Source organism: Pseudomonas sp. W3I7, assembly GCF_030816095.1.
Taxonomy (GTDB): domain Bacteria; phylum Pseudomonadota; class Gammaproteobacteria; order Pseudomonadales; family Pseudomonadaceae; genus Aquipseudomonas; species Aquipseudomonas salomonii.
This window is the reverse complement of record NZ_JAUSXP010000001.1, coordinates 3,468,402-3,493,012: the sequence shown is the minus strand read 5'-3', so window position 1 is coordinate 3,493,012 and position 24,611 is coordinate 3,468,402. Positions and strand designations below refer to the sequence as shown.

Here is a 24,611-nt window from a genome sequence, read left to right as displayed (position 1 = left end):
ACTGAACCTTGCCTGATTCCCGCTTGTCCCCGCTTCCCATGTCACCCCCTGCCTGCCAAATCCCTTAATTTTCCAAGCCTGCCGGAAGCCTCTCCAGGCCCCCGGCTGCGCCCGCGATTTTTTCCTGGCGCCCAGCACACCCGCTTCAAACGGCAGCTGAATACGGACGTTCTCAACCGTGACTTATCAGGCAGGTTATCCCATGCAGTTCAGTGAATTATTGGCAGCGATTTCCACCCATGCGATCCGTCTTCAATTGGAAGAAGGCGACCTGATTATCCTCGGCGATGACCAAGCCCTGGATGACGCACTATGGGATCAACTGATCGCGCACAAACCCCAACTGCTTGCCTTTGTGGCTGAACACGGTGGTGACTGGCTAAGCCCGGCCTACCGCATTACCCCGGACATGCTGGCGCTGGTCGCGCTCGATCAGCCGGCCATCGACCGTATCGTCGCCACCATCCCCGGTGGCGCGGCGAATGTGCAGGATATCTACCCGCTGGCGCCGCTGCAGGAAGGCATGCTCTACCACCATCTTTCGGCGCAGCAGGGCGACCCCTACGTGCTGCATGCGCAATTTGTGTTCGACAGCCGTGCGCGCCTGGATGCGTTTGCCCAGGCGCTGCAGTGGGTGATCGACCGCCACGATATCCTGCGCACGTCCATGGCCTGGGAGCGTCTGGACGAACCGTTGCAAGTGGTGTGGCGCACGGCGACCCTGGCCTGCGAAGAAGCGCATTTTGCCGACGGCGACCGCCTGGCCCAGTTGCTCGCCCGCTATGACGCCCGCAGCTACCGCATGGCCCTGGGCCAGGCACCGTTGCTGCGCCTGGTGTACGCCAATGACCCGGCCAACCAGCGCGTGGTGGCGATGCTGTTGTTCCACCACACCATCCTCGACCACACCGCGCTGGATGTGGTGCGTCATGAAATCCAGCTCTACCTGGCCGGTGAGCAAGCCCGGGCGGCCGAGCCAGTGGCGTTTCGCAGCTACATCGCCCAGGTGCGCCATGGCGTCAGCGAACAGGCGCATGAGGCGTTCTTTCGCGACATGCTGGCGGATATCGATGCGCCGACCTTGCCCTTCGGCCTGCAGGATGTGCAAGGCGACGGGCACGGCATCGATGAAGTACGGGGGCCCGTCGACAGCGCCTTGAGCCGCCGCCTGCGCAGCCTGGCACGGCCGTTGGGCGTCAGCGTGGCAAGCATCATGCACCTGGCCCTGGCGCGCGTGCTGGGCGTGGTGTCCGGGCGCGATGCCGTGGTGTTCGGCACCGTGATGCTTGGCCGCATGGGCGCCGGCGAGGGCGGTGAACGCGCGCTGGGTATGTTTATCAACACTTTGCCGTTGCGCGTGGACGTGGGCGAGCAGGGCGTGCGCGCCGGGGTCAAGGCTACTCACGAGCGGTTGACCGCCTTGCTCAATCACGAGCACGCGTCCCTGGCGCTGGCTCAGCGTTGCAGCGGGGTGGCGGCGCCGACGCCGCTGTTCAGTGCGATGCTCAACTACCGGCACAGCGCCGCCACCGACGTGGCCGCGGTGATCGAGGTAGCCGAAGGCATCCAGGTATTGGGCGCCGAAGAGCGCACCAACTACCCGTTGACGGTCAACGTCGACGACCTGGGTGAAAACTTTGCGCTGACGGTAATGGTCGATGCGTCCATCGGCGCGCAACGCGTCGCCGGCTACCTGCACACGGCCCTGCACAGCCTGGCCGAGGCCCTGGAACAGCGACCGGATATGCCGCTCTGCGGCCTGAATATCCTGCCTGACACCGAGCGTCACCATCTGCTGCACCGCCTCAACCAAAGCCCCGCGCACTACAACGACACTGCCCTGATCCACGCGCAAGTCGAAGCCCACGCCGCCGCTCAACCCAATGCCATCGCCCTGCGTTTCGACACCCAGCGCATCACCTACCGCCAACTCAACGAACGCGCCAACCAGGTCGCCCACCGCCTGCTGGCCCAGGGCATTCGTCCCGATGATCGCGTGGCCATCTGTGTGGAGCGCGGGCCGGACATGATCATCGGCCTGCTCGGCATCCTCAAGGCCGGCGCCGGTTATGTGCCCATCGACCCGGCTTACCCGCTGGAGCGCATCGCCTATACCCTGGCCGATAGCGCGCCAGTGGCGGTGTTGGTGCAAGCCGACACGCAGCATCTGGTCGGTGATTTGACCCGCATCGACCTCAACAGCCTGCGCGCAGAATCCATCGTCAACCCGCGCGTTGCGCTCAGCCCGGCCCACCTCGCCTATGTGATCTACACCTCCGGCTCCACTGGCCTGCCCAAGGGTGTAATGATCGAACACCGCCAGGTGGCGCGGCTGTTCACCGCCACCGAGCATTGGTTTGGCTTTAACGCCAACGATGTGTGGGCGCTGTTCCATTCCTTCGCGTTCGACTTCTCGGTCTGGGAAATCTGGGGCGCACTGATGCACGGCGGCCAGTTGCTGATCGTGCCGCAACTGGTCAGCCGCTCGCCGGATGAGTGCTACGCGCTGATCTGCGACGCGGGTGTGAGCATCCTCAACCAGACGCCCAGTGCGTTTCGCCAGTTGATCGCGGCCCAGAGCGCCCAGGCGCATTCCCTGCGCCAGGTGATTTTCGGCGGTGAAGCCCTGGAGCCGGGCATGCTCAAGCCGTGGTACGCCCGCGCCATCAACGCCGGCACCCAATTGGTCAACATGTATGGCATCACCGAAACCACCGTGCACGTGACCTACCGCGCCCTGGAAGCGGCCGATGCGCAGTTGGTCGGCGTCAGCCCGATTGGCGTGCGCATTCCCGACCTGCAGTTGTATGTGCTGGATGCGCGTCGTGAGCCGCTGCCGATCGGTGTGGTCGGCGAGTTGTATGTCGGCGGCGCGGGTGTGGCGCGCGGTTACCTCAACCGAGACGAACTGAATGCCGAACGTTTCCTGGCCGACCCGGCCACCGGTCTGCGCATGTACAAAACCGGTGACCTCGGCCGCCTGCTGGCCGATGGCAGCGTCGACTACCTGGGCCGTAACGATGACCAGGTGAAGATCCGTGGTTTCCGCATTGAGTTAGGCGAAATCGAAGCCACGCTGGCCAGCGCCGACGGCGTGCGCGACGCGGTGGTTATCGCCCGTGAAGACGAACCCGGTGACAAACGCCTGGTGGCCTACGTGATCGCCGAGCGCGAACTCGGCGCCGCCGAACTGCGTGACCATCTGCTGCTGAGCCTGGCCGAATACATGGTGCCCAGCGCCTTCGTGCGGCTGGACCAATTCCCGCTGACCACCAACGGCAAGCTCGACCGCAAAGCCTTGCCCGCGCCGGATGCCGACGCCTTGGCGCGGCGAGACTACGCCGCTCCGCAAGGCGCTGTGGAAAGCACCCTCGCCGGTATCTGGCAGTCGCTGTTGAAGCTCGACAAGGTGGGGCGCGACGACAACTTCTTCGAGCTGGGCGGCCACTCGCTGCTGGCGGTCAAGCTGATCGAACGCATGCGCCAAGTGGAGTTGAGCTGCGACGTGCGCGTGCTGTTCGGCCAACCCACTTTGCGCGCACTCGCTGCGGCAGTGGGCGGGCAGCAGGAAGTGCAGGTGCCGGCGAATGTGATCACGGCGAGCAGCGCACACATCAGCCCCGACATGCTGCCACTGGTGACACTGGACCAGGCGGCCATCGACCACATCCTCCAGCACGTGCCCGGTGGCATCGCCAACCTGCAGGATATCTACGGCCTGGCGCCGTTGCAGGCCGGCATTCTGTATCACCATCTGGCAACCACCGAGGGCGACCCCTACGTGTTGCAGGTGCAATTGAGTTTTGCCGACCAAGCCGCGGTGGACGCGTTTACCCGCGCCTTGCACAGCGTGATCGAGCGCAACGACATCCTGCGCACCGGTATTCTGTGGGAAGGCCTGGATGAGCCGGTGCAAGTGGTGTTGCGCAAGGCGCAGCTGCAGGTTGAGCGCCTCGACGTGCCGGCTGATGATGCGCTGGCACAGTTGCAGCAACGCTTTGACCCACGCCATTTTCGCCTCGACCTGAGCCGTGCGTCGCTGATGCATTTCGGTTACGCGCAACAACAGGATGGTTTCGTCGGCATCCTGCTGCTGCACCATATCCTGCTCGACCACACCGCCCTGCAGGTGTTGGTGGAAGAGATGAGCGCCAGCCTGGCCGGCCACAGCGCACAGCTGCCGCCGGCGGTGCAATACCGCAATTACGTGGCCCAGGCGCGTCTGGGCGTGACCCAGGCGCAACACGAAGCCTTCTTCAGCGACATGCTCGGCGATATCGACGAACCCACGCTGGCGTTCGGTTTGCAGGATGTGAATGGCGACGGCAGTGGCATCGTTGAGGCGCATTTGCCGCTGGCCCCGGCACTCGGCCAAGGCCTGCGCGAGCAAGCGCGGCAACTGGGCGTCAGCAGCGCCAGCCTGGTGCACCTGGCCTGGGCGCAGGTGCTGGCCCAGGTCTCCGGCCAGCAGGAGGTGGTGTTCGGCACCGTGCTGCTGGGGCGCATGCAAGGCGGCGAGGGCGCTGACCGGGCGCTGGGCATGTTCATCAACACCTTGCCGCTGCGCGTCAGCCTGGGCGCCACCAGCGTGCAGGCCGGCGTGCGCGCCACCCATGCGCGCCTGGCGCAGTTGCTTGGGCACGAGCACGCCTCGCTGTCCCTGGCCCAGCGTTGCAGCGGTGTGCCGGGTTCGTTGCCGCTGTTCAGCACCTTGCTCAACTATCGTCACAGTGCCCCAGACGAAGCACCGGGAGACAGCCCGTTTGCCGCGCACGGTATCGAGATTCTCAGTTCCCAGGAACGCAGCAACTACCCCTTGGTGCTCAACGTCGATGACCTCGGCACAGGTTTTGCGCTGACCGTACAAGGCGTGGCCAGCGTGGATGTGCAGCGCGTGGGCGACTATATGCTCACCGCGCTCAGCCACCTGGTGACTGCGCTGCAACAAGCGCCGACTACCGCGTTGCAGGCGGTGTCGATTTTGCCGGCGGCCGAGCGCCACCAGCTGTTGGTCGAGTTCAACGCCACCGCCCGCCAATACCCGTCGCAGCTCACGGTGCACCAGCTGTTCGAAGCTCAGGCACTGGCGCGTCCCGAAGCGGTGGCGGCGGTACATGGCGGGTTGTCCTTGAGCTACCGCGACTTCAACCGCCGCGCCAACCGCCTGGCCCATCACCTGATCAACCAGGGCGTACAACCGGGTGACAGCGTGGCGATTGCGCTGCCGCGCTCTCTGGAGCTACTGGTGAGCCAGCTGGCGATCCTCAAGTGCGCGGCGGTGTATGTGCCGCTGGACGTCAACGCGCCGCTCGAGCGCCAGGCCTTTATGGTGCAGGACAGCGGGGCGCGGCATGTGCTCCATACCCTGGCCGACCTCAACCTGGACAGCCTGTCGCCGCGCAACCCGGAGCTTGCGCAGACTGCGGACGAAGTGGCGTACATCATGTACACCTCCGGCTCCACCGGCGCGCCCAAAGGTGTGCAAGTGCCGCACCGCGCTGTCTCGCGCCTGGTGCTCAACAACGGGTATGCCGACTTCAACGAGCGCGAGCGCGTGGCCTTTGCCTCCAACCCGGCGTTCGACGCCAGCACCCTGGATGTGTGGGCACCGTTGCTCAATGGCGGTTGCGTGGTGGTGGTCGAACACGCGGTGCTGCTGTCCCAGGGCGCTTTTGCCGAGCTGTTGCAGGCACAGGCCGTCAGTGTGTTGTGGATGACGGCGGGCTTGTTTCATCAATACGCCGACGCCTTGCTGCCGGTGCTGCGCCAGTTGCGCTACCTGATCGTCGGCGGCGACGTGCTCGACCCGCTGGTGATCGGCCGCGTGCTCAAGCACGGCAAGCCGCAACACCTGTTGAACGGCTACGGGCCGACCGAAGCCACCACCTTCTCGACCACGTTCGAGATCACCACACCGGGCGCGGGCGCCGTGCCGATCGGCCGGCCCATCGCGAATGCCCAGGCCTATGTGCTGGATGCGCGCCAGCAGCCGCTGCCGCTGGGTGTGGTCGGCGAGCTGTACATCGGCGGTGCAGGCGTGGCCAAGGGTTACTTGAACCAGCCGCAACTGACGGCCGAAAAATTCATTCCCAACCCGTTCGGCGAAGGCCTGTTGTACCGCACCGGCGACCTCGCCAGTTGGCAGGCCGACGGCACCTTGCTGTACCAGGGGCGCAATGACTTGCAGGTGAAGATCCGTGGTTTCCGCATCGAGCCCGGCGAAATCGAAACCTGCCTGGCGGCCTTCCCGGGCGTGCGCGACGCAGTGGTACTGGCCCGCGAAGACGAGCCCGGCGACAAACGCCTGGTGGCGTACTACACCGCCACGGCACCCTTGCCGATCGAAGCCCTGCGCGCCCATCTGCAAGGCCAGTTGCCGGATTACATGGTGCCGTCGGCCTATGTGTGGCTGGAGCTGTTGCCGCTTACCGCCAATGGCAAGCTGGACCGCAAAGGCCTGCCGGCCCCGGATCAAAGTGCGCTGCTCAGCCGTGGCTACGAAGCCCCGGAAGGTGAAGTGGAAACCCTGCTGGCGCAGATCTGGCAGGACGTGCTCAAGCTCGAACGCGTCGGGCGCCATGATCATTTCTTTGAATTGGGCGGGCATTCGTTGCTGGCGGTCAGCCTGATCGAGCGCATGCGTCAGGTCGGCCTGAGCGCGGATGTACGCGTGCTGTTCAGCCAGCCAAGCCTGGCGGCACTCGCGGCGGCAGTCGGCAGTGGGCGTGAAATTGTGGTGCCGGCTAATGGCATTGCGCCGGGCAGCACGCAGATCACGCCGTCGATGCTGACCCTGGTGCAGCTTGACCAAACGGCCATCGAGCGCATCGTCGCCCATGTGCCCGGTGGTGCGGCCAATGTGCAGGATATCTACCCTCTGGCGCCGTTGCAGGAAGGCATTCTCTATCACCATATCAGCGCCGAACAGGGCGACCCGTATTTGCTGCAATCGCGCATGGCGTTCGACAGCCTGGCGCGTTTGCACGGCTTTATGGGCGCGCTGCAACAGGTGGTGGCGCGGCATGACATCCTGCGCACCGGCGTGGTCTGGGAAGGCTTGGACAGCCCGGTGCAAGTGGTCTGGCGCGACGCGCAACTGAGTGTGCAGGAGGTGATCCTGGACCCGGCCGAGGGCGGCATCATCGAGCAGTTGCATGCACGTTTTGATGCCCGTCATTACCGCCTGGACATTACCCAGGCGCCGCTGCTGCGCATGGTTTACGCCCAGGACCCGGCGAATAACCGAGTCGCGGCTATCCTGCTGTTCCACCATTTGGCGCTGGACCACACGGCCATGGAAGTGGTGGGCCAGGAGATGCGGGCGTTCCTGTTCAACCAGGCGGACGCGCTGCCCGTGGCGGCGCCGTTTCGCAACTATGTGGCCCAGGCACGCCTGGGCGTGAGCGTGGCCGAGCACGAGCAGTTCTTCAGCGCGATGCTCGCCGACGTGGACGAGCCGACCTTGCCGTTCGGCGTGCAGGACGTGCAGGGCGATGGCCGCGATATCGAAGAGGCCGAGCAACACCTGGACGCGGCGCTGGCCATGCGCGTGCGTGAGCAGGCGCGGCAACTGGGCGTGAGTGCGGCGAGCCTGATGCACCTGGCCTGGGCGCAGGTGCTGGGGCTGGTGTCCGGGCGCGATGATGTGGTGTTCGGCACTGTATTGATGGGCCGTATGCAAGCGGGTGAGGGCGCCGACCGGGCGCTGGGCATGTTTATCAACACCTTGCCGCTGCGGGTGAATGTCGCGGCGGGTGCCGCCGTGGCGGTCAAGGCCACCCATTCACGGTTGAGCGCCTTGCTGGGGCACGAACACGCGTCCCTGGCGCTGGCCCAGCGTTGCAGCGGCGTGCCGACCAGCGTGCCGCTGTTCAGCGCCTTGCTCAATTTCCGCCACAGCCGCCCCGACGAAATGGCCCGCGATGGCCACGGTATCTGGGAAGGCGTGCAACTGCTGGGCGGTGAAGAGCGCAGCAACTACCCGCTGACCTTGAGCGTGGATGATTTTGGCGCAGGCTTTGGCCTCAGTGTGCTGGCGCTGCCGCAGATCGGCGCCCAGCGCCTGTGCGGCTATATGCATAACGCCGTGGAGCAACTGGTCGAGGCCTTGGAAAACGCCGCCGATACCGCGCTCAACCGCCTGCCGATACTGCCCTCGGCCGAACGCGACACCCTGCTGCGCGAATTCAACGCAACGGCTGCGGATTTCCCCACCGGGCACACCCTGCACGGTGCCTTTGAAGCCCAGGTCGAGCGCCAGCCCCACGCGATTGCGCTGCAGCAGGGCGCGCTGTCGCTGACCTACCAGCAGCTTAATCAGCGCGCCAACCGACTGGCCCATCACCTGCTCACCCTCGGCGTACAGCCGGACGACCGCGTAGCGATCTGTTGCCGTCGTGGCCCGCAGATGCTGATCGGGCTGCTGGGCATTCTCAAGGCCGGCGCCGGTTATGTGCCAGTCGACCCGGCTTACCCTGCCGAGCGCATTGCGTATCTGTTGCAGGACAGCGCGCCGGTGGCCGTGCTGGCCGAGTCCAGTACTCAAGCGTTGCTGGGCACGTCTGCCACGGTGGACCTGCTGGGCGAAAGCTGGCAGCACCACGCCGTCAGCAATCCCCAGCTCGCAGCGCTGACCCCGGCGCACCTGGCCTACGTCATCTACACCTCCGGCTCCACCGGCCAACCCAAAGGCGTGATGGTGGAACACCGCAACGTGGAAAACCTGGTGCACTGGCACTGCGAAGCCTTCGGCCTGGACGCGCGCAGCCATACCAGCAGTGTCGCCGGTTTTGGCTTTGATGCCATGGCCTGGGAAGTCTGGCCGGCGCTGTGTGCCGGTGCGACCCTGCACTTGCCGCCTGCCACGGTGGGCAATGAAAACATCGACGAACTGCTCGCCTGGTGGCTGGCGCAGCCGCTGGATGTCAGTTTCTTGCCCACGCCAGTGGCCGAATACGCCTTCAGCCAGCACCTGCACCACCCGACGTTGCGCATCCTGCTGATTGGCGGCGACCGTCTGCGCCAGTTCACCCAGGAGCGGCGTTTTGCGCTGATCAACAACTACGGGCCGACCGAGGCCACGGTGGTTGCCACCTCCGGCCGTGTCCGCGCTGGGCAGGCGCTGCACATCGGCCGGCCGGTGGCGAATGCCAGCACCTACTTGCTCGATGCACAGCTGCGCCCGGTGCCGGTGGGCGTGGCCGGTGAGCTGTACGTGGGCGGCAGCGGCGTGGCGCGCGGTTACCTGAACCGTGCGGACCTGACCGCCGAACGCTTCCTGCAAGACCCGTTCAACCCAGGGCGCATGTACCGCACCGGCGACCTGGCGCGTTGGTTGCCCGACGGTAATATCGAGTACCTGGGCCGTAACGATGATCAGGTCAAGGTGCGTGGCGTGCGCGTGGAGCTGGGCGAGATCGAGAGCCGCCTGGCCGCAGTGGAAGGTGTCGCTGAAGCGGTGGTGCTGGTGCGCGAAGGGCGCCTGATTGCCTGGTTCACTGAGCACCACCCGCTGGCGATCGAAACCCTGCGCGTGCAATTGCAGGCGCAACTGCCCGATGCGCTGGTGCCCGTCGCTTACGTGAGGCTCGACGCGTTACCCCTGACCGCCAACGGCAAAGTGGATCGCAAGGCCTTGCCGGAACCTGATCAGGCGGCATTGCTCTCCCGCGACTACGAAGCGCCCCAGGGCGCAGTGGAAACCACTCTGGCGCGGATCTGGGCCGAGGTGTTGCAGGTCGAACAGGTCGGCCGTCATGATCACTTCTTCGAACTCGGTGGCCATTCGTTGCTGGCCGTGAGCCTGATCGAACGCATGCGTCAAGCGGACCTCAGCGCGGATGTCCGTGTGTTGTTCAGCCAGCCAACCCTGGCCGCGCTGGCGGCTGCCGTGGGCAGTGGCCGTGAAGTGCAGGTGCCGGCCAACCGGATCGCAGCGGATTGCCTGCGCATCACCGCTGACATGCTGCCCTTGGTTGATATCGACCAGTCAACCCTCGATCAAGTCGTCAGCCGCATCCCCGGCGGCGCCGCCAATGTGCAGGATATCTACCCGCTGGCGCCGTTGCAGGAGGGCATTCTTTACCACTACCTCACCGCCGAGCAGGGCGACCCGTACCTGCTGCAATCGCACCTGGCCTTCGACAGCTTCGAGCGCCTGCAGGCCTTCGCCCAGGCGCTGCAACAGGTGATCAACCGCCACGACATCCTGCGCACGGGTGTGGTCTGGGAAGGCCTCGGGCAACCGCTGCAAGTGGTGTGGCGCCAGGCTCAATTGCCGCTTGAAGAGGCGCAATTGCAGGGTGATGTGCTCGCCGGCCTGCATGAGCGTTTTGATGCGCGGCGTTATCGCCTGGACATCAGCCAGGCGCCGCTGATCTGCCTCAAGTACGCCAGGGACCCGGCCAACCAGCGCGTGGTGGTGGTGTTGCTCTATCACCATATTGCACTGGACCACACCGCGTTCGACGTGGTGCTGCGTGAGATGCAAGGGCACTTGCTGGGGCACGCCGCCCCGACGGCGGCGCCGATGCCGTATCGCAACTACGTGGCCCAGGCGCGATTGGGCGTCAGTGAGCAGGAGCACGAGGCGTTCTTTCGCGAGATGCTCGCCGCTGTCGATGAGCCGACCTTGCCGTTCGGCTTGCAGGACGTGCGCGGCGACGGCAGCGCGATTGAGGAATACAGCCTGCACCTGGACAGCGACCTTAACCGCCGCCTGCGGGCCCAGGCGCGTTTGCTCGGTGTGAGCACGGCGAGCCTGTTCCACCTGGCCTGGGGCCAAGTGCTGGCGGCCACTTCGGGGCGCCACAGTGTGGTGTTCGGCACCGTGCTGGTCGGCCGTCTGCAAGGCGGCGAGGGCGCCGACCGCGCCCTTGGGGTGTTTATCAATACCTTGCCGCTGCGCCTGGATATCGACGCGCAAGGCGCACGCGATGCCGTGCGTGCCACCCACACGCGGCTCACTGCGTTGCTCGGCCATGAACACGCGTCCCTGGCCCTGACCCAGCGTTGCAGTGGGGTGGCGGCCCCGGCGCCGTTGTTCAGCTCGATGCTCAACTATCGCCATCGCGGCGCCGCGACGCGCTCTGCCGAGGCGCAACACGCCTGGAAAGGCATGCAGACGCTGGCCAACGATGGCCGCACCAACTACCCGTTGACCCTCAACGTGGATGACTTGGGCGATGGTTACGATATCACTGCCCTGGCGCAGGTTGACGCGCAACGGGTGTGTGGTTACCTGCAGAACGCCTTGGCCGGGCTGGTTCAGGCTTTGGAACAGGCGCCGCATCAGGCGCTCAATTGCCTGCCGATCCTGGGCGCCGAGGAACGCCATAAACTGCTGGTAGCGTTCAACGCCACCGACGTCGATTACAACCTCGACCAGACCCTGCACGGCCTGTTCGAGGCCCAGGTTGAACGCACGCCGCATGCGCTGGCGGTCAAGGCCGGTGACCAGCAGTTGACCTACCGGGCACTCAACGAGCGCGCCAACCGCCTGGCCCATCACTTGCGCCAACTCGGCGTACGGCCGGATTCGCGCGTGGGTATCTGCGTCGAGCGTGGGCTGGACATGGTGGTCGGCCTGTTTGCGATCCTCAAGGCCGGCGGCGGTTATGTGCCGCTGGACCCGGCGTATCCCCTCGAACGCATCGCTTACATGCTGCAAGACAGCGCGCCGGTGGTGGTGTTGGCGCAAGGCGCGACCCGCCAGTTGTTGGGCGAGGTGCCGGTGCTGGACCTGGATCACGTCACTTGGCAACAGCAGAGCGCGAGCAACCCGCAGGTGCCAGGCCTGACCGCCCGGCACCAGGCCTATGTGATCTACACCTCCGGCTCCACCGGCCAGCCCAAAGGCGTGATCAACGAACACGCCGGCGTGGTCAACCGCTTGCTGTGGATGCAGGACGCCTATGGCCTCAAGGCCCATGACGCGGTGTTGCAGAAAACCCCGTTCAGCTTCGACGTGTCGGTGTGGGAATTCTTCTGGCCGCTGTTTACCGGCGCACGGCTGGTGATGGCGCGCCCCGGCGGGCATAAAGAGCCGGCGTACCTGTGCGAGGTAATCGAGGCCGAGCAGATCACCACCTTGCACTTTGTGCCGTCGATGCTCGACGTATTCCTGGCCCATGGCGATGTCAGCCAGGCCATAGGGCTGGCGCGGGTGATGTGCAGCGGCGAAGCCTTGCCGGGCAGCCTGGTGCGGCGCTTCAAGGCGCAACTGCCGGGGGTTGGCCTGTACAACCTGTATGGCCCGACGGAAGCGGCGGTCGACGTTACCGCGTGGAACTGCGCGCGGCCCGATGTGCCGGACAACACACCGATCGGCAAGCCGATTGCCAATACACGCATGTACGTGCTGGACGCTCAGTTGCAGCCGGTGCCATTGGGTGTAGTGGGGGAGTTGTTCCTCGGCGGCGTGCAAGTGGCGCGCGGGTATCTGAACCGCCCGGAACTGACCGCCGAACGCTTCCTCAAGGACCCGTTCACCGACGGGCGCCTGTACCGCACCGGCGACGTCGGCCGTTACCTGCCCGACGGCAATATCGAGTACCTGGGGCGCAACGATGATCAGGTCAAGATCCGTGGCCTGCGCATCGAGCTGGGCGAAATCCAGGCGCGCTTGCTGGAGCATCCTCAGGTCAACGAGGCCGCCGTGGTCGCCCGTGAAGAGCGCCTGGTGGCGTACTACACCGGCGCACACATCGACATCGACCGCTTGCGCGCCCACCTGTTGCAGCACTTGCCGGACTTTATGGTGCCCGCGGTATTTGTGCACCTCGACGCACTGCCACTGAGCCCCAACGGCAAGCTCGACCGCAAGGCGCTGCCGGTGCCGGGCATGGACGCACTGAGTGTGCGCGAATACGCGGCGCCCGAAGGCGACACCGAAACTCTCATGGCAGCGCTGTGGGCCGAGCTGCTTAACGTTGAGCGCGTTGGGCGCCATGACAACTTCTTTGAGCTGGGCGGGCACTCGCTGCTGGCCGTGAGCTTGATCGGACGCCTGCGCCAGGAAGGCCTGGAAGCCGATGTGCGGGCGCTGTTCGAACAGCCGAGCCTGGCCGGCTACGCCGCCATTACCGAACGAATGGAGATCGTCCTGTGAGCATTTTTGAGTTATTGACCACGCTGAAAACCAAGGACGTGCAACTGGCGCTCAAGGGCGAGCAGTTGTCGGTGCAAGGCAACAAACAAGCGCTGAGCGACCCTTTGATCCTGGCGGCGTTGCGTGAGCACAAAGGCGCCTTGATCGAATTGATCAAGGCCGGTGAATACTCGGCCTCCAAGGCCGGTGAAGTGCAGGTGCCGGCCAATGGCATCCCGCCTGGTGCCGAGCACATCACCCCGGCCATGCTGACCCTGTCGACGTTGAGCCAGGACGAGATCGAGCGCATCGTGGCCACGGTCGATGGCGGTGTGGCGAATATCCAGGACATTTACCCGCTGGCGCCGTTGCAGGAAGGCATTCTGTTCCACCACGTCAGCGCCGAACAGGGCGACCCCTATGTGATGCAGTCGCAGTTTGCGTTCGACAGCCTGGAGCGTTTCGAGGCCTTCGCCCAGGCCTTGCAAAGCGTAATGGACCGCCACGATATCCTGCGCACCGGCGTGGTCTGGGACGGTTTGCAACAACCCTCGCAAGTGGTGTGGCGCCAGGCACGCCTGCCGGTACAGGCGCTGCAATTGAACCTGGCCGACGGCGATATCGCCGCCCAACTGCATGGGCTGTTCGACGCTCGCCATTATCGTCTCGACGTGACCCGGGCGCCGCTGCTGCGCCTGGTGCGGGCCGACGACCCGCTGAACCAGCGCATTGTCGCCACCTTGCTGTTCCACCATATGGCCCTCGACCACAGCGCCCTCGACGTGGTGTGCCATGAAATGCAGGCGTGCCTGCTGGGCCAGGGCGCGGCGCTTGGCCAGGCCGTGCCGTTTCGCAACTATGTGGCGCAGGCACGCCTGGGCATCAGTGAGCCGGAACACGAAGGTTTCTTCCGCCAGATGCTCGGCGACATCAGCGAACCGACCTTGCCGTACGGCTTGCAGGACGTGCAGGGCGATGCCCGTGGCATCAGCGAAGTCAGCCTGCCTCTGCCCGCAGCACTCAGCCAGCGGTTGCGTGCGCAAGCCCGGCAATTGGGGGTGAGTGCCGCCAGCCTGTTCCATATGGGCTGGGCGCAGGTGCTGGCTGTGCTGGCCGGTAAAGAGCAGGTGGTGTTCGGCACCGTATTGATGGGCCGCATGCAAGGCAGCCATGCCACGGATCGAGCGCTGGGTATTTTCATCAATACCTTGCCGTTTCGCGTCGACGTAGATGCGCAGGACGTGCGCGCCGGGGTCAAGGCCACTCACGCGCGGCTCACCACCTTGTTGCGCCATGAACACGCGCCGCTGGCCCTGGCCCAACGCTGCAGCGGGGTGGTGGCGCCGACGCCGCTGTTCAGCGCCTTGCTCAACTATCGCCACAGCGCCCCGGCCGCCAGCGCCGAAGCCGTGTCGGCCTGGCACGGGATCGCCGCGCTCAGCGCTGAAGAGCGCACCAACTACCCGCTGACCCTGAGTGTGGATGACCTGGGTGACGACTTTGGCCTGAGCCTGCTGGCCAGCCAGCGGGTCGACCCACAGCGGGTGTGCGGCTACCTGCAAACCGCCCTGGAAAACCTGGTGACGGCGCTGGAGCAAGCGCCGCACACCGCGCTCAATCAGCTGTCGGTGGTGCCTGCCGCCGAGCAACAGCTGCTGCTGGAACAGTTCAACGCCACCCAGGCCGATTTCCCTCACGGCAGCACCTTGCACAGCCGCGTCGAAGCCCAGGCCGCGCTCACGCCGGACGCGATCGCCGCCGTGCAGCAGGGCCGCCAACTGACCTACGCCGAACTCAACCAGCAAGCCAACCTGCTGGCCCATCACCTGTTGGCGCTGGGGGTCAAACCCGACGACCGCGTGGCCATCGTCGCGCGGCGTGGCCTGGACACCCTGGCCGGGTTACTGGCCATCCTCAAGGCCGGTGCCTGCTACGTGCCGGTCGACCCGTCGCACCCGGCCGAGCGCCTGAGCTACCTGCTGAGCGACAGCGCCCCGGTGGCAGTGCTGACCCAGCAGGCGCTGCTCGAGCGCCTGCCGGTGCTGGACGTGCCGGTGATCCAGCTGGACCGCTACACCTGGCAGCACCATTCAGCCAGCAATCCCAACGCTGGCGCCAACCCATCGAACCTCGCTTACGTGATCTACACCTCCGGCTCCACCGGCCTGCCCAAAGGGGTGATGGTCGAGCACCACACGGTGGCCAACCTGGTGGACTGGCATTGCCGCGCCTTTGACCTGTGCGCCGGGCGCCACACCGCCAGTGTTGCCGGTTTTGGTTTTGATGCGATGGCCTGGGAAGTCTGGCCGGCGCTGTGTGTCGGCGCGACCCTGCACCTGCCGCCGGTCACGGACGGCGCCGAAGATATCGACGCGTTGCTGAGCTGGTGGTGCGCGCAGCCGCTGGACGTGTGCTTCCTGCCTACGCCGGTGGCCGAATACGCGTTCAGCCAGCAAATCGAACACCCTACATTGCGCACCTTGCTCATCGGCGGTGACCGCCTGCGCCAGTTTGCGCGGGCCCAGCGATTTGAACTGATCAACAACTACGGCCCCACCGAAGCCACGGTGGTCGCCACCTCCGGCAAGGTCGAGGCGGGCCAGCCGTTGCATATCGGCAAACCGGTGGCCAATGCCACGGTGTACCTGCTCGATGAACACCAGCGGCCGGTGCCATTGGGTGTCGCCGGTGAGCTGTACGTGGGCGGCAAGGGCGTGGCGCGTGGTTACCTCAACCGCCCGGAGCTGACCGCCGAGCGCTTCCTGCAAGACCCGTTCAACCCGGGGCGCATGTACCGCACCGGCGACCTGGCGCGCTGGTTGCCGGACGGTACGCTTGAATACCTGGGCCGCAACGATGATCAGGTGAAGATCCGGGGCATGCGCATCGAGCTGGGCGAGATTGAAACCCAGCTCGGCCAACTGCTCGGGATTCAGGAAGCGGTGGTGCTGGTGCGCGAGGAACGGCTGGTCGCCTATTTCACCGAGAGTTCGCAACTCGACCCGTTGGCGGTGGGTGATATCCGTGCCCACCTGGTCGCGCATCTGCCGGACTACATGGTCCCGGTCGCCTATGTGAAGCTCGAGGCGTTGCCACTCACGGCCAACGGCAAGCTTGACCGCAAGGCTTTGCCGGCGCCGGACATGGCCGCGGTGTTTACCCGCGAATACGCCGCGCCCGAGGGCGAGATCGAAAGCGTGCTCGCGCAGATCTGGGCCGATGTGCTGCAGGTGCAGCGTGTCGGGCGCCACGACCATTTCTTCGAGCTGGGCGGGCACTCGTTGCTGGCGATGCGCATGGTGTCGCAAGTGCGCCAGCGCCTGGGGGTGGAACTGGTGCTGGGCGACTTGTTTGCCAATGCCGAGCTGGCGGCAGTCGCTGAAGTGCTGGCGAAGTCGGCACGCAGCACCTTGCCGGATATCCTGCCGGCCAATCGTGATGAACACGTGCCGCTGTCGTTTGCCCAGCAGCGCCTGTGGTTCCTGGCGCTGATGGAAGGCGCCAACACCGCCTACAACATCCCCATCGGCCTGCGCCTGCGTGGCCAGTTGCATGTCGAGGCGCTGCAACGCGCTTTGGCGCGCATTGTTGCGCGCCACGAAACCCTGCGCAGCCGCTTTGCCCAACAGGGCGATGAAGCCCAGGTGCTGATCGTAGCGGCCGAAGACAGGCTGCCCCTGCAAGTGCAGGATTTGCGCCGCCACCCGCAACCGCAGCAGGCGCTGGATGCCTTGATTCAGGGCGAAGCCTCGGCGCCGTTCGATCTGGAGCGCGGCCCTCTGCTGCGCGGGCGTCTGGTGGTGATGGCCGACGATCACCATGTGCTGCTGTTGACCTTGCACCATATCGTTTCCGATGGCTGGTCGATGGGCGTGCTCACCCGCGAGCTGATGGCGCTGTATCAAGCTTTCAGCCACGGCATGCCTGACCCGTTGCCAAGCCTGCCGATCCAGTACGGCGACTTCGCCGTGTGGCAGCGGTTGTGGCTGAGCGGCGAAGTGCTGCAGCGCCAAAGCACCTATTGGCAACAGGCACTGGCCGGTGCGCCGGCCTTGCTCACGCTGCCCACCGACCGCCCACGCCCGGTGCAGCAGGACTACGCCGGCAGCAGCGTCGAAGTGCGCCTGGACGAACGCCTGACCGCCGGGCTCAAGGCCTTGAGCCAACGCCATGGCACCACGCTGTACATGACCTTGATGACGGCCTGGGCCTCACTGCTGGCACGGCTGTCCGGGCAACAGGACCTGGTAATCGGCACGCCGGTGGCCAACCGCACCCGCAGCGAGGTGGAAGGGCTGATCGGCCTGTTCGTCAACACCCTGGCGGTGCGCATCGACACCTCGGGCGAGCTGAGCACCGAGGCCTTGCTGGCGCGGGTCAAGGCGCTGACGCTGGCGGCCCAGGCGCATCAGGACTTGCCGTTCGAGCAGGTGGTGGAAATCACCCGGCCGGTGCGCAGCCTGGCCCACAGCCCAGTGTTCCAGACCCTGCTGAGCTGGCAGGACAGCAGCGCGCCGACCCTGGCCTTGGGCGACCTGGCCCTGGAAGGCATCGTCGAGAACAGCCACTTTGCCAAGTTCGACCTGTCGCTGAACCTGAGTGAAGTGCAGGGCAGCATTCTCGGCGCACTGGAATTTGCCGTGGCGCTGTTTGATCAGTCGACCGTGCAGCGTTATGCCGGTTATTTCATCCGCACCTTGCAGGCCATGGTCGATAACGACCAGGCGGTGCTGGAACATGCGCCGTTGGTGGATGAGCGTGAGCGTCAGCACCTGCTGGTCGATTTCAACGCCACCGCAGTGGCCTACAACCTCGACCAGACCCTGCACGGGATGTTTGAAGCGCAGGTGACGCGCACGCCGAACGCGATTGCAGTGAAGGCGGGCGAACAGCAACTGACCTACGCCGAACTGAATGCGCAGGCTAATCAGCTGGCCCCATCACTTGCTGGCGCTGGGCGTACAGCCGGGTTCGCGGGTGGCGATCTGTGTGGAGCGCGGCCTTTCAATGGTCGTTGGCCTGTATGCGATCCTCAAGGCCGGCGCTGCATATGTGCCGCTGGACCCGGCCTATCCGCAGGAGCGCCTGGCCTACATGCTGCAAGACAGTGCGCCGCGGGTGGTGCTGGCCCAAGGCGCAACACGTGGGTTGCTCGGTGAGGTGGAGATAGTCGATCTGGACCAGCCGACCTGGCAGCATCTGCCCGCAGGCAACCCTCATGCACAGGGCGTGAGCGCCTATGTGATCTACACCTCCGGCTCCACCGGCCAGCCCAAAGGCGTGATCAACGACCACGCCGGGGTGGTCAACCGCCTGCTGTGGATGCAGGACGAATACGGCCTCACGGCACAGGATTCGGTGCTGCAGAAAACCCCGTTCAGCTTTGACGTCTCCGTGTGGGAATTCTTCTGGCCACTGTTTACCGGCGCGCGTCTGGTGATGGCGCGCCCCGGCGGGCACAAAGAGCCCGAATACCTGTGCGAAGTGATCGAGGCCGAACAGATCACCACCTTGCACTTTGTGCCGTCGATGCTCGATGTGTTCCTGGCCCATGGCGATATCCGCCAGGCTGCCGGGCTGGTGCGGGTGATGTGCAGCGGCGAAGCCTTGCCGGGCAGCCTGGTGCGGCGCTTCAAGCAGCAACTGCCGGGCAGCGAGTTGCATAACCTGTACGGGCCGACCGAAGCGGCCGTCGACGTCACCGCCTGGAACTGTGCAGGCCCGGTGACCCCGGACAACACGCCGATCGGCAAGCCCATCGCCAACACGCGCATGTACCTGCTCGACAGCCAATTGCAGCTGGTGCCGCTGGGCGTGGTGGGCGAGTTGTTTATCGCGGGCGTACAAGTGGCGCGCGGCTATCTGAACCGGCCGGAGCTGACTGCCGAGCGTTTCCTTGACGACCCGTTCATGCCGGGGCGCATGTACCGCACCGGTGATGTCGGGCGTTACTTGCCGGACGGCAATATCGAGTACCTGGGGCGCAATGATGACCAGGTGAAGATCCGTGGTTTGCGCATCGAACTGGGTGAAATCCAGGCGCGGCTGCTCGAGCATCCGCAGGTCAACGAAGCCGCCGTGGTCGCCCGTGAAGAGCGGCTGGTGGCGTACTACACCGGCACGCCGAGCGACATCGACGCGCTGCGCGGCCACCTGCTGCGGCATCTGCCGGAGTTCATGGTGCCGGCGATGTTCGTGCATCTGCAGGCGTTGCCGCTCAGCCCCAACGGCAAGCTCGACCGCAAGGCGCTGCCGGCGCCGGGCCTGGACTCGGTGGCGGTGCGAGAGTATGAGGCGCCCCAGGGCGATACCGAAATCGCCTTGGCCAGCCTGTGGGCCGAACTGCTCGATGTTGAGCGCGTGGGCCGTCACGACGACTTCTTCGAATTGGGCGGGCATTCGCTGCTGGCCGTCAGTTTGATGGGGCGCATGCTTCGCCTGGGCTTGTCGGCGGATGTGAAGGTGCTGTTCGGCCAGCCGACGCTCTCGGCCTTGGCGGCGGCGCTGGGCGGTGGGCGTGAAGTGGTGGTGCCGGCCAATGGCATTGTCGAAGGCTGCACCCGGATCACCCCGGCTATGCTGCCCTTGGTCCAGATGGACCAGGCTGCCATCGACCGCATCGTTGCGTGCATCCCCGGCGGTACCGCAAATGTGCAGGATATCTACCCGTTGGCGCCGTTGCAGGCCGGCATCTTGTATCACCATCGGGCGGTGCTTGAAGGCGATGCCTACCTGTTGCGGGCGCAGTTTGCCTTCGACAACCGTCTGCGCCTGGACGCCTTTGCCCAGGCATTGCAGGCGGTGATCCAGCGGCATGACATCCTGCGTTCCTCCTTCCATTGGGAGGGCCTGGAAGAACCGGTGCAGGTGGTGTGGCGTGAGGCCTCGTTAAGCATTGAAACCGGTGCTGTGCCACAACGCCTGGATCTTTCGCAAGCGCCGTTGATGCGCCTGATCTATACCGAGGAACCGCAGCGCGTGGTGGCCACGTTGCTGTTCCATCATTTGGTGATGGACCACATCGCGCTGGACATCCTGCAGCATGAAATGCAGGCGTTTCTGCTGGGCACTCAGCACACCCTGGGCGCGGCCGTGCCGTATCGCAACTATGTGGCCCAGACCCGCCTGGGCGTTGAAGATCACGAGGTTTTCTTCCGCGAAATGCTCGGTGAAGTCGAAGAACCAACCGACGTCCACTACCTGGGCGTCGATGAACACGCGCATCTGGCCGTCGACCCTCAGTTGAGTCAGCGCCTGCGTACCCAGGCCCGCCAGGCAGGCGTGAGTGCCGCCAGCCTGATGCACCTGGCCTGGGCGCAGGTGCTGGGCAAGGTCAGCGGCCGCGAACAGGTGGTGTTCGGCACTGTCATGCTCGGGCGCCTGCAAGGCGGCGAAGGCGCCGAGCGGGCCATGGGCGTGTTTATCAACACCTTGCCGCTGCGCGTCGACTTGGGCGAACACTCGGTACGCGCTGCACTGCGCGCCACCCACGCGCGCCTGACCCAATTGCTCAGCCATGAACACGCGCCGCTCGCGTTGGCCCAGCGTTGCAGCGGCGTGCCAGTGGGGACGCCGTTGTTCAGCGTGCTGTTCAACTACCGCCACAGCGCGCTGCACACGGGTGGCGTGGCCGAGGCATGGCAGGGGATTGCGCTGCTCGGCGCCGAGGAGCAGACCAATTACGGGGTGTCGGTGAGTGTCGATGACCTTGGCGAGGGTTTCAGCCTGACCGCCATGGGGCAGGGCGCCCGGCGTTTGTGTGATTACCTGACTATCGCACTGGAACAACTGGTTGGTGCGCTGGAGCAGCACAGCGAGACGGCCATCAGCGGTCTGCCGATCCTGCCGACAGCCGAGCGCCAACAGCTGGCGGATTTCAATGCCACGGCGCGCACCTTCCCCCGCGAGCACACGGTGCAGCGCTTGTTTGAAGCCCAGGCCCAGGCACGGCCTGACGCGATAGCGGCGTTGCACGCTGACGCGGTGCTGAGCTATGGCGAACTCAACACCCGCGCCAACTGCTTGGCCCATCACCTGATGAGCCTGGGCGTGCGCCCGGCCGATAACGTCGCGATCCTGCTGCCGCGCTCCCTGGACCTGCTGGTCAGCCAACTGGCGATCCTCAAGTGCGCGGCGGCCTATGTACCGCTGGACATCAATGCCCCCGCCGAGCGCCAGGGCTTTATGTTGCAGGACAGCGGTGCGCGCTGGCTGTTGACCCGCAGCGACGCGGCGCTGGAGCACCCGGCGCGGTGCCTGGACCTGCATACCCTGAACCTGGACACCCTGAACCTGGACCCGCAACCGAGCCACAACCCCGACCTGTCGCAGTCCTCGGACAGCGTGGCGTACATCATGTACACCTCCGGCTCCACGGGGACGCCGAAGGGCGTATTGGTGCCCCATCGCGGCATCACGCGGCTGGTGCTCAACAACGGTTACGCCGACTTCAACGCCGCCGACCGCGTGGTGTTTGCCTCCAACCCGGCGTTCGACGCCAGCACCATGGACGTGTGGGGCGCGCTGCTCAACGGCGGCCAGGTGCAGGTGGTCGACCATTGCACCTTGCTCGACCCGGTTGCATTCGGCCGTTCGCTGCACGGTGCGACCGTGTTGTTCGTGACCACCGCGTTGTTCAATCAGTACGTGCAGATGATCCCCGAGGCCCTGGCCGGCTTGCGCATGTTGCTCTGCGGCGGCGAGCGTGCCGACCCGGCGGCGTTTCGCCGCCTGCTGGCGCAGGCGCCGGGTTTGCGCCTGGTGCATTGCTACGGGCCGACCGAAACCACCACCTACGCCAGCACTTACGAGGTGCAGGCGATTGCTGCCGACGCTGACAGCGTGCCAGTGGGTCGACCGATTTCCAACACGCAAACCCACGTGCTGGATGCGTACTTGCAGCCGCTGCCGGTGGGCGTGACGGGCGAAATCTGCATCGGTGGCGACGGCGTGGCCAAGGGTTATTTGAACCGGCCGGAGCTGACCGCCGAAAAGTTTGTCGACGACCCGTTCAACCCAGGCGCCTTGATGTACCGCACCGGCGACCTTGGCCGCTGGACGGCGGACGGTTTGCTGGAGTGCATCGGGCGTAACGACGACCAAGTGAAGATCCGCGGTTTCCGCATTGAACTGGGCGAAATTGAAGCACGCCTGGCGACCTTCGCGAGTATCCAGGACGTGGTGGTGCTGGCCCGTGAAGACGTGCCGGGTGACAAGCGCCTGGTGGCGTATTTCACCTGGGCTGGCGCGCCTGGCGACGTCGACAGTGTGCGTGCGCACCTGCACGGCCAATTGCCGGACTACATGCTGCCGTCGGCCTATGTGCCGCTGGCGCAGTTGCTGCTGACGGCCAATGGCAAGATCGATCGCAAAGCCTTGCCGGTTCCGGCATTGGAGGCCTTGCTCAGCCGTGACTTCGAGGCGCCGGCCGATGCCTTGGAGCAGTCACTTGCAGGCCTGTGGGCCGAGGTGTTGAAACTTGAGCAAGTGGGTCGACATGACAGTTTCTTTGAACTGGGCGGCCACTCGTTGCTGGCGATTCGACTGGTCAACCTGATGGAAGCGGCGGGGTTGCAGGTGTCGCTGGCCGAGCTGTTCCAGCACGTCAGCGTGGCCTCGGTGGCGGCGATGCTGCGTCAGCGTACTGGCGAGCCGGTGCGCGACACCTCGCTGATTACCGTGCGCAGCAGCGGCGCGCAGCCGCCGTTGTTCCTGGTGCACGAGTTCAGCGGCATGGACGTGTATTTCCCGGCGTTGGGCCAGCACTTGCCCGGTGACTATCCGATCTATGGCCTGCCGGGCGCGGCACTGGGCGAGGCGCACCTGAACACCATGGAAGGCTTGGCGGCGCGCATGGTCGGCCTGATCCGCCAGGTTCAGCCGCACGGGCCTTACCGCGTGGCGGGCTGGTCGTTTGGCGGCGTGCTGGCCTATGAAGTGGCGATGCAATTGCTGGGGCTGGATGAGCCGGTGGCGTTTCTTGGTTTGATCGACAGCTATGTGCCGCGCATGACCGATCAGGGCAAGGCGCGCTGGAGTGGGCCGGATGCCCTTAAACGGCATTTGCTGTTGCAGTGCACGGCGTATTGGAAAGCACAGGGAGGTGTGGATGAACTGGCGAGCCTTGAACAGCTTGAGGCGGGCATTGGACAGCTGGACTTTGCGGGTCTGCTGCAACGCTGTCGCGATCAAGGTCTGCTATACGCGCAAATGGCAGCGGCTACGGACGCGGACCTCTTGAGCTTTATCGAGCGGGAAGTCGGCCACGGGCATGCGCTGGCGCACTACAGCCTGTTCCCGCTGCCGGTGCCGGTGCATCTGTTCAGTGCCCGCGAACGGCCGACCGAGCTGTCGCGGCGCAGTGAATCGCTGGGTTGGGAAGACGCCTTGGCGCCTGGGCAATTGCGCCGGGTCGAAGTGCCGGGCGATCACCAGAGCATGATGCAGGCGCCGCATATTCAAGGCTTGGGCGCGGCGATGGCGCAGGCCCTGGCCGTGAGTGCGCCGGTGACGCAAGCGCTGCATCAACCGGTGCTGCGCATTCAGAGTGGGCGTGCGGGGTTTGCGCCGGTGTTCTGCGTGCCGGGAGCGGGGGACAGTGTCACCGGGTTTGTCGGGTTGAGTGAGGCACTCGGGCGGGACTGGCCGCTGTTCGGCTTGCAGCCGCGCGGGCTGGATGGCGAGGCGGTGCCCCATAGCCAAGTGGAAGCGGCGGCGCAGTGTTACCTGGCGGCGCTGGCGCAGGAGTGCCCGCGTGGGCCGGTGCATCTGGTCGGGCATTCATTTGGTGGCTGGGTCGCGCTGGAGATGGCGCTGCGCTTGCAGGCGATGGGCCGCGAGGTGGCGTCGTTGACGGTGATCGACAGTGAATCGCCGGGTGGTGCGGGCAAGCCGTATTCGACCACGGCAGCGCTGTTGCGCTTGATCGAGGCCATGCAGTTGTCGGCGGGCAAGTCGCTGGGCATTGACCGGGTGGATTTTGCCGGGCGCGATGAGGTGGCGCAGCAGCAATGGCTGCATGCGGGGATGGTGAGCGTGGGGTTGTTGCCGGGGCGTGCCAGTGTGGATGCCATGGCAGGGCCGGCGCGTACTTATGCGGCGGCGTTGCGCACGGTGTATCGGCCAACGCAGCGGTTCAACGGGGTGGTGCGCTTGGTGCTGGCGCAGGATCCGGCGTTGGATGCGGCGGGTAATCAGCGTGAGCAGGGGTTGATGGTGGAAGGGTGGCGGCGCCAGGGGAACGGGTTGCAGGTTTGGTATGGCGTGGGGAATCACTTTACGTTGCTTAAGACGCCGAATGTTTTGGGGTTGGCGCGGTGGTGGCTGGAAGGGGTGGTGGTTGGGGAGGTGGTGTCGTGAAGTGGCCGGTGTACATATCCGTTGCTGCGGTAACGGCGGCCTATGGTTCCGCTCTTACAGCGGGTCACTTTTGCAAGGACGCAAAAGTAACCAAAAGGTCCTCGCCCCACCACTCGGTGCCTCGCTTAGGCTCGGCATGCCTGCGTTCGCCCATCGTGGTTAACGG

The 24,611-nt window shown here is 65.3% G+C and carries 1 protein-coding gene and 1 pseudogene; both read left to right on the top strand.

Annotated features, from left to right (window positions below):
- Positions 1-202: 202 nt before the first annotated feature.
- Positions 203-13,108 (top strand): non-ribosomal peptide synthetase, encoded by a 12,906-nt coding sequence (locus QF043_RS16120; RefSeq protein ID WP_307419319.1) that lies wholly within the window; start codon positions 203-205, stop codon positions 13,106-13,108.
- A pseudogene (locus QF043_RS16115) lies at positions 13,105-24,445 on the top strand (amino acid adenylation domain-containing protein). Before QF043_RS16120 ends, QF043_RS16115 begins: the two are co-directional and overlap by 4 nt.
- Positions 24,446-24,611: the final 166 nt, after the last annotated feature.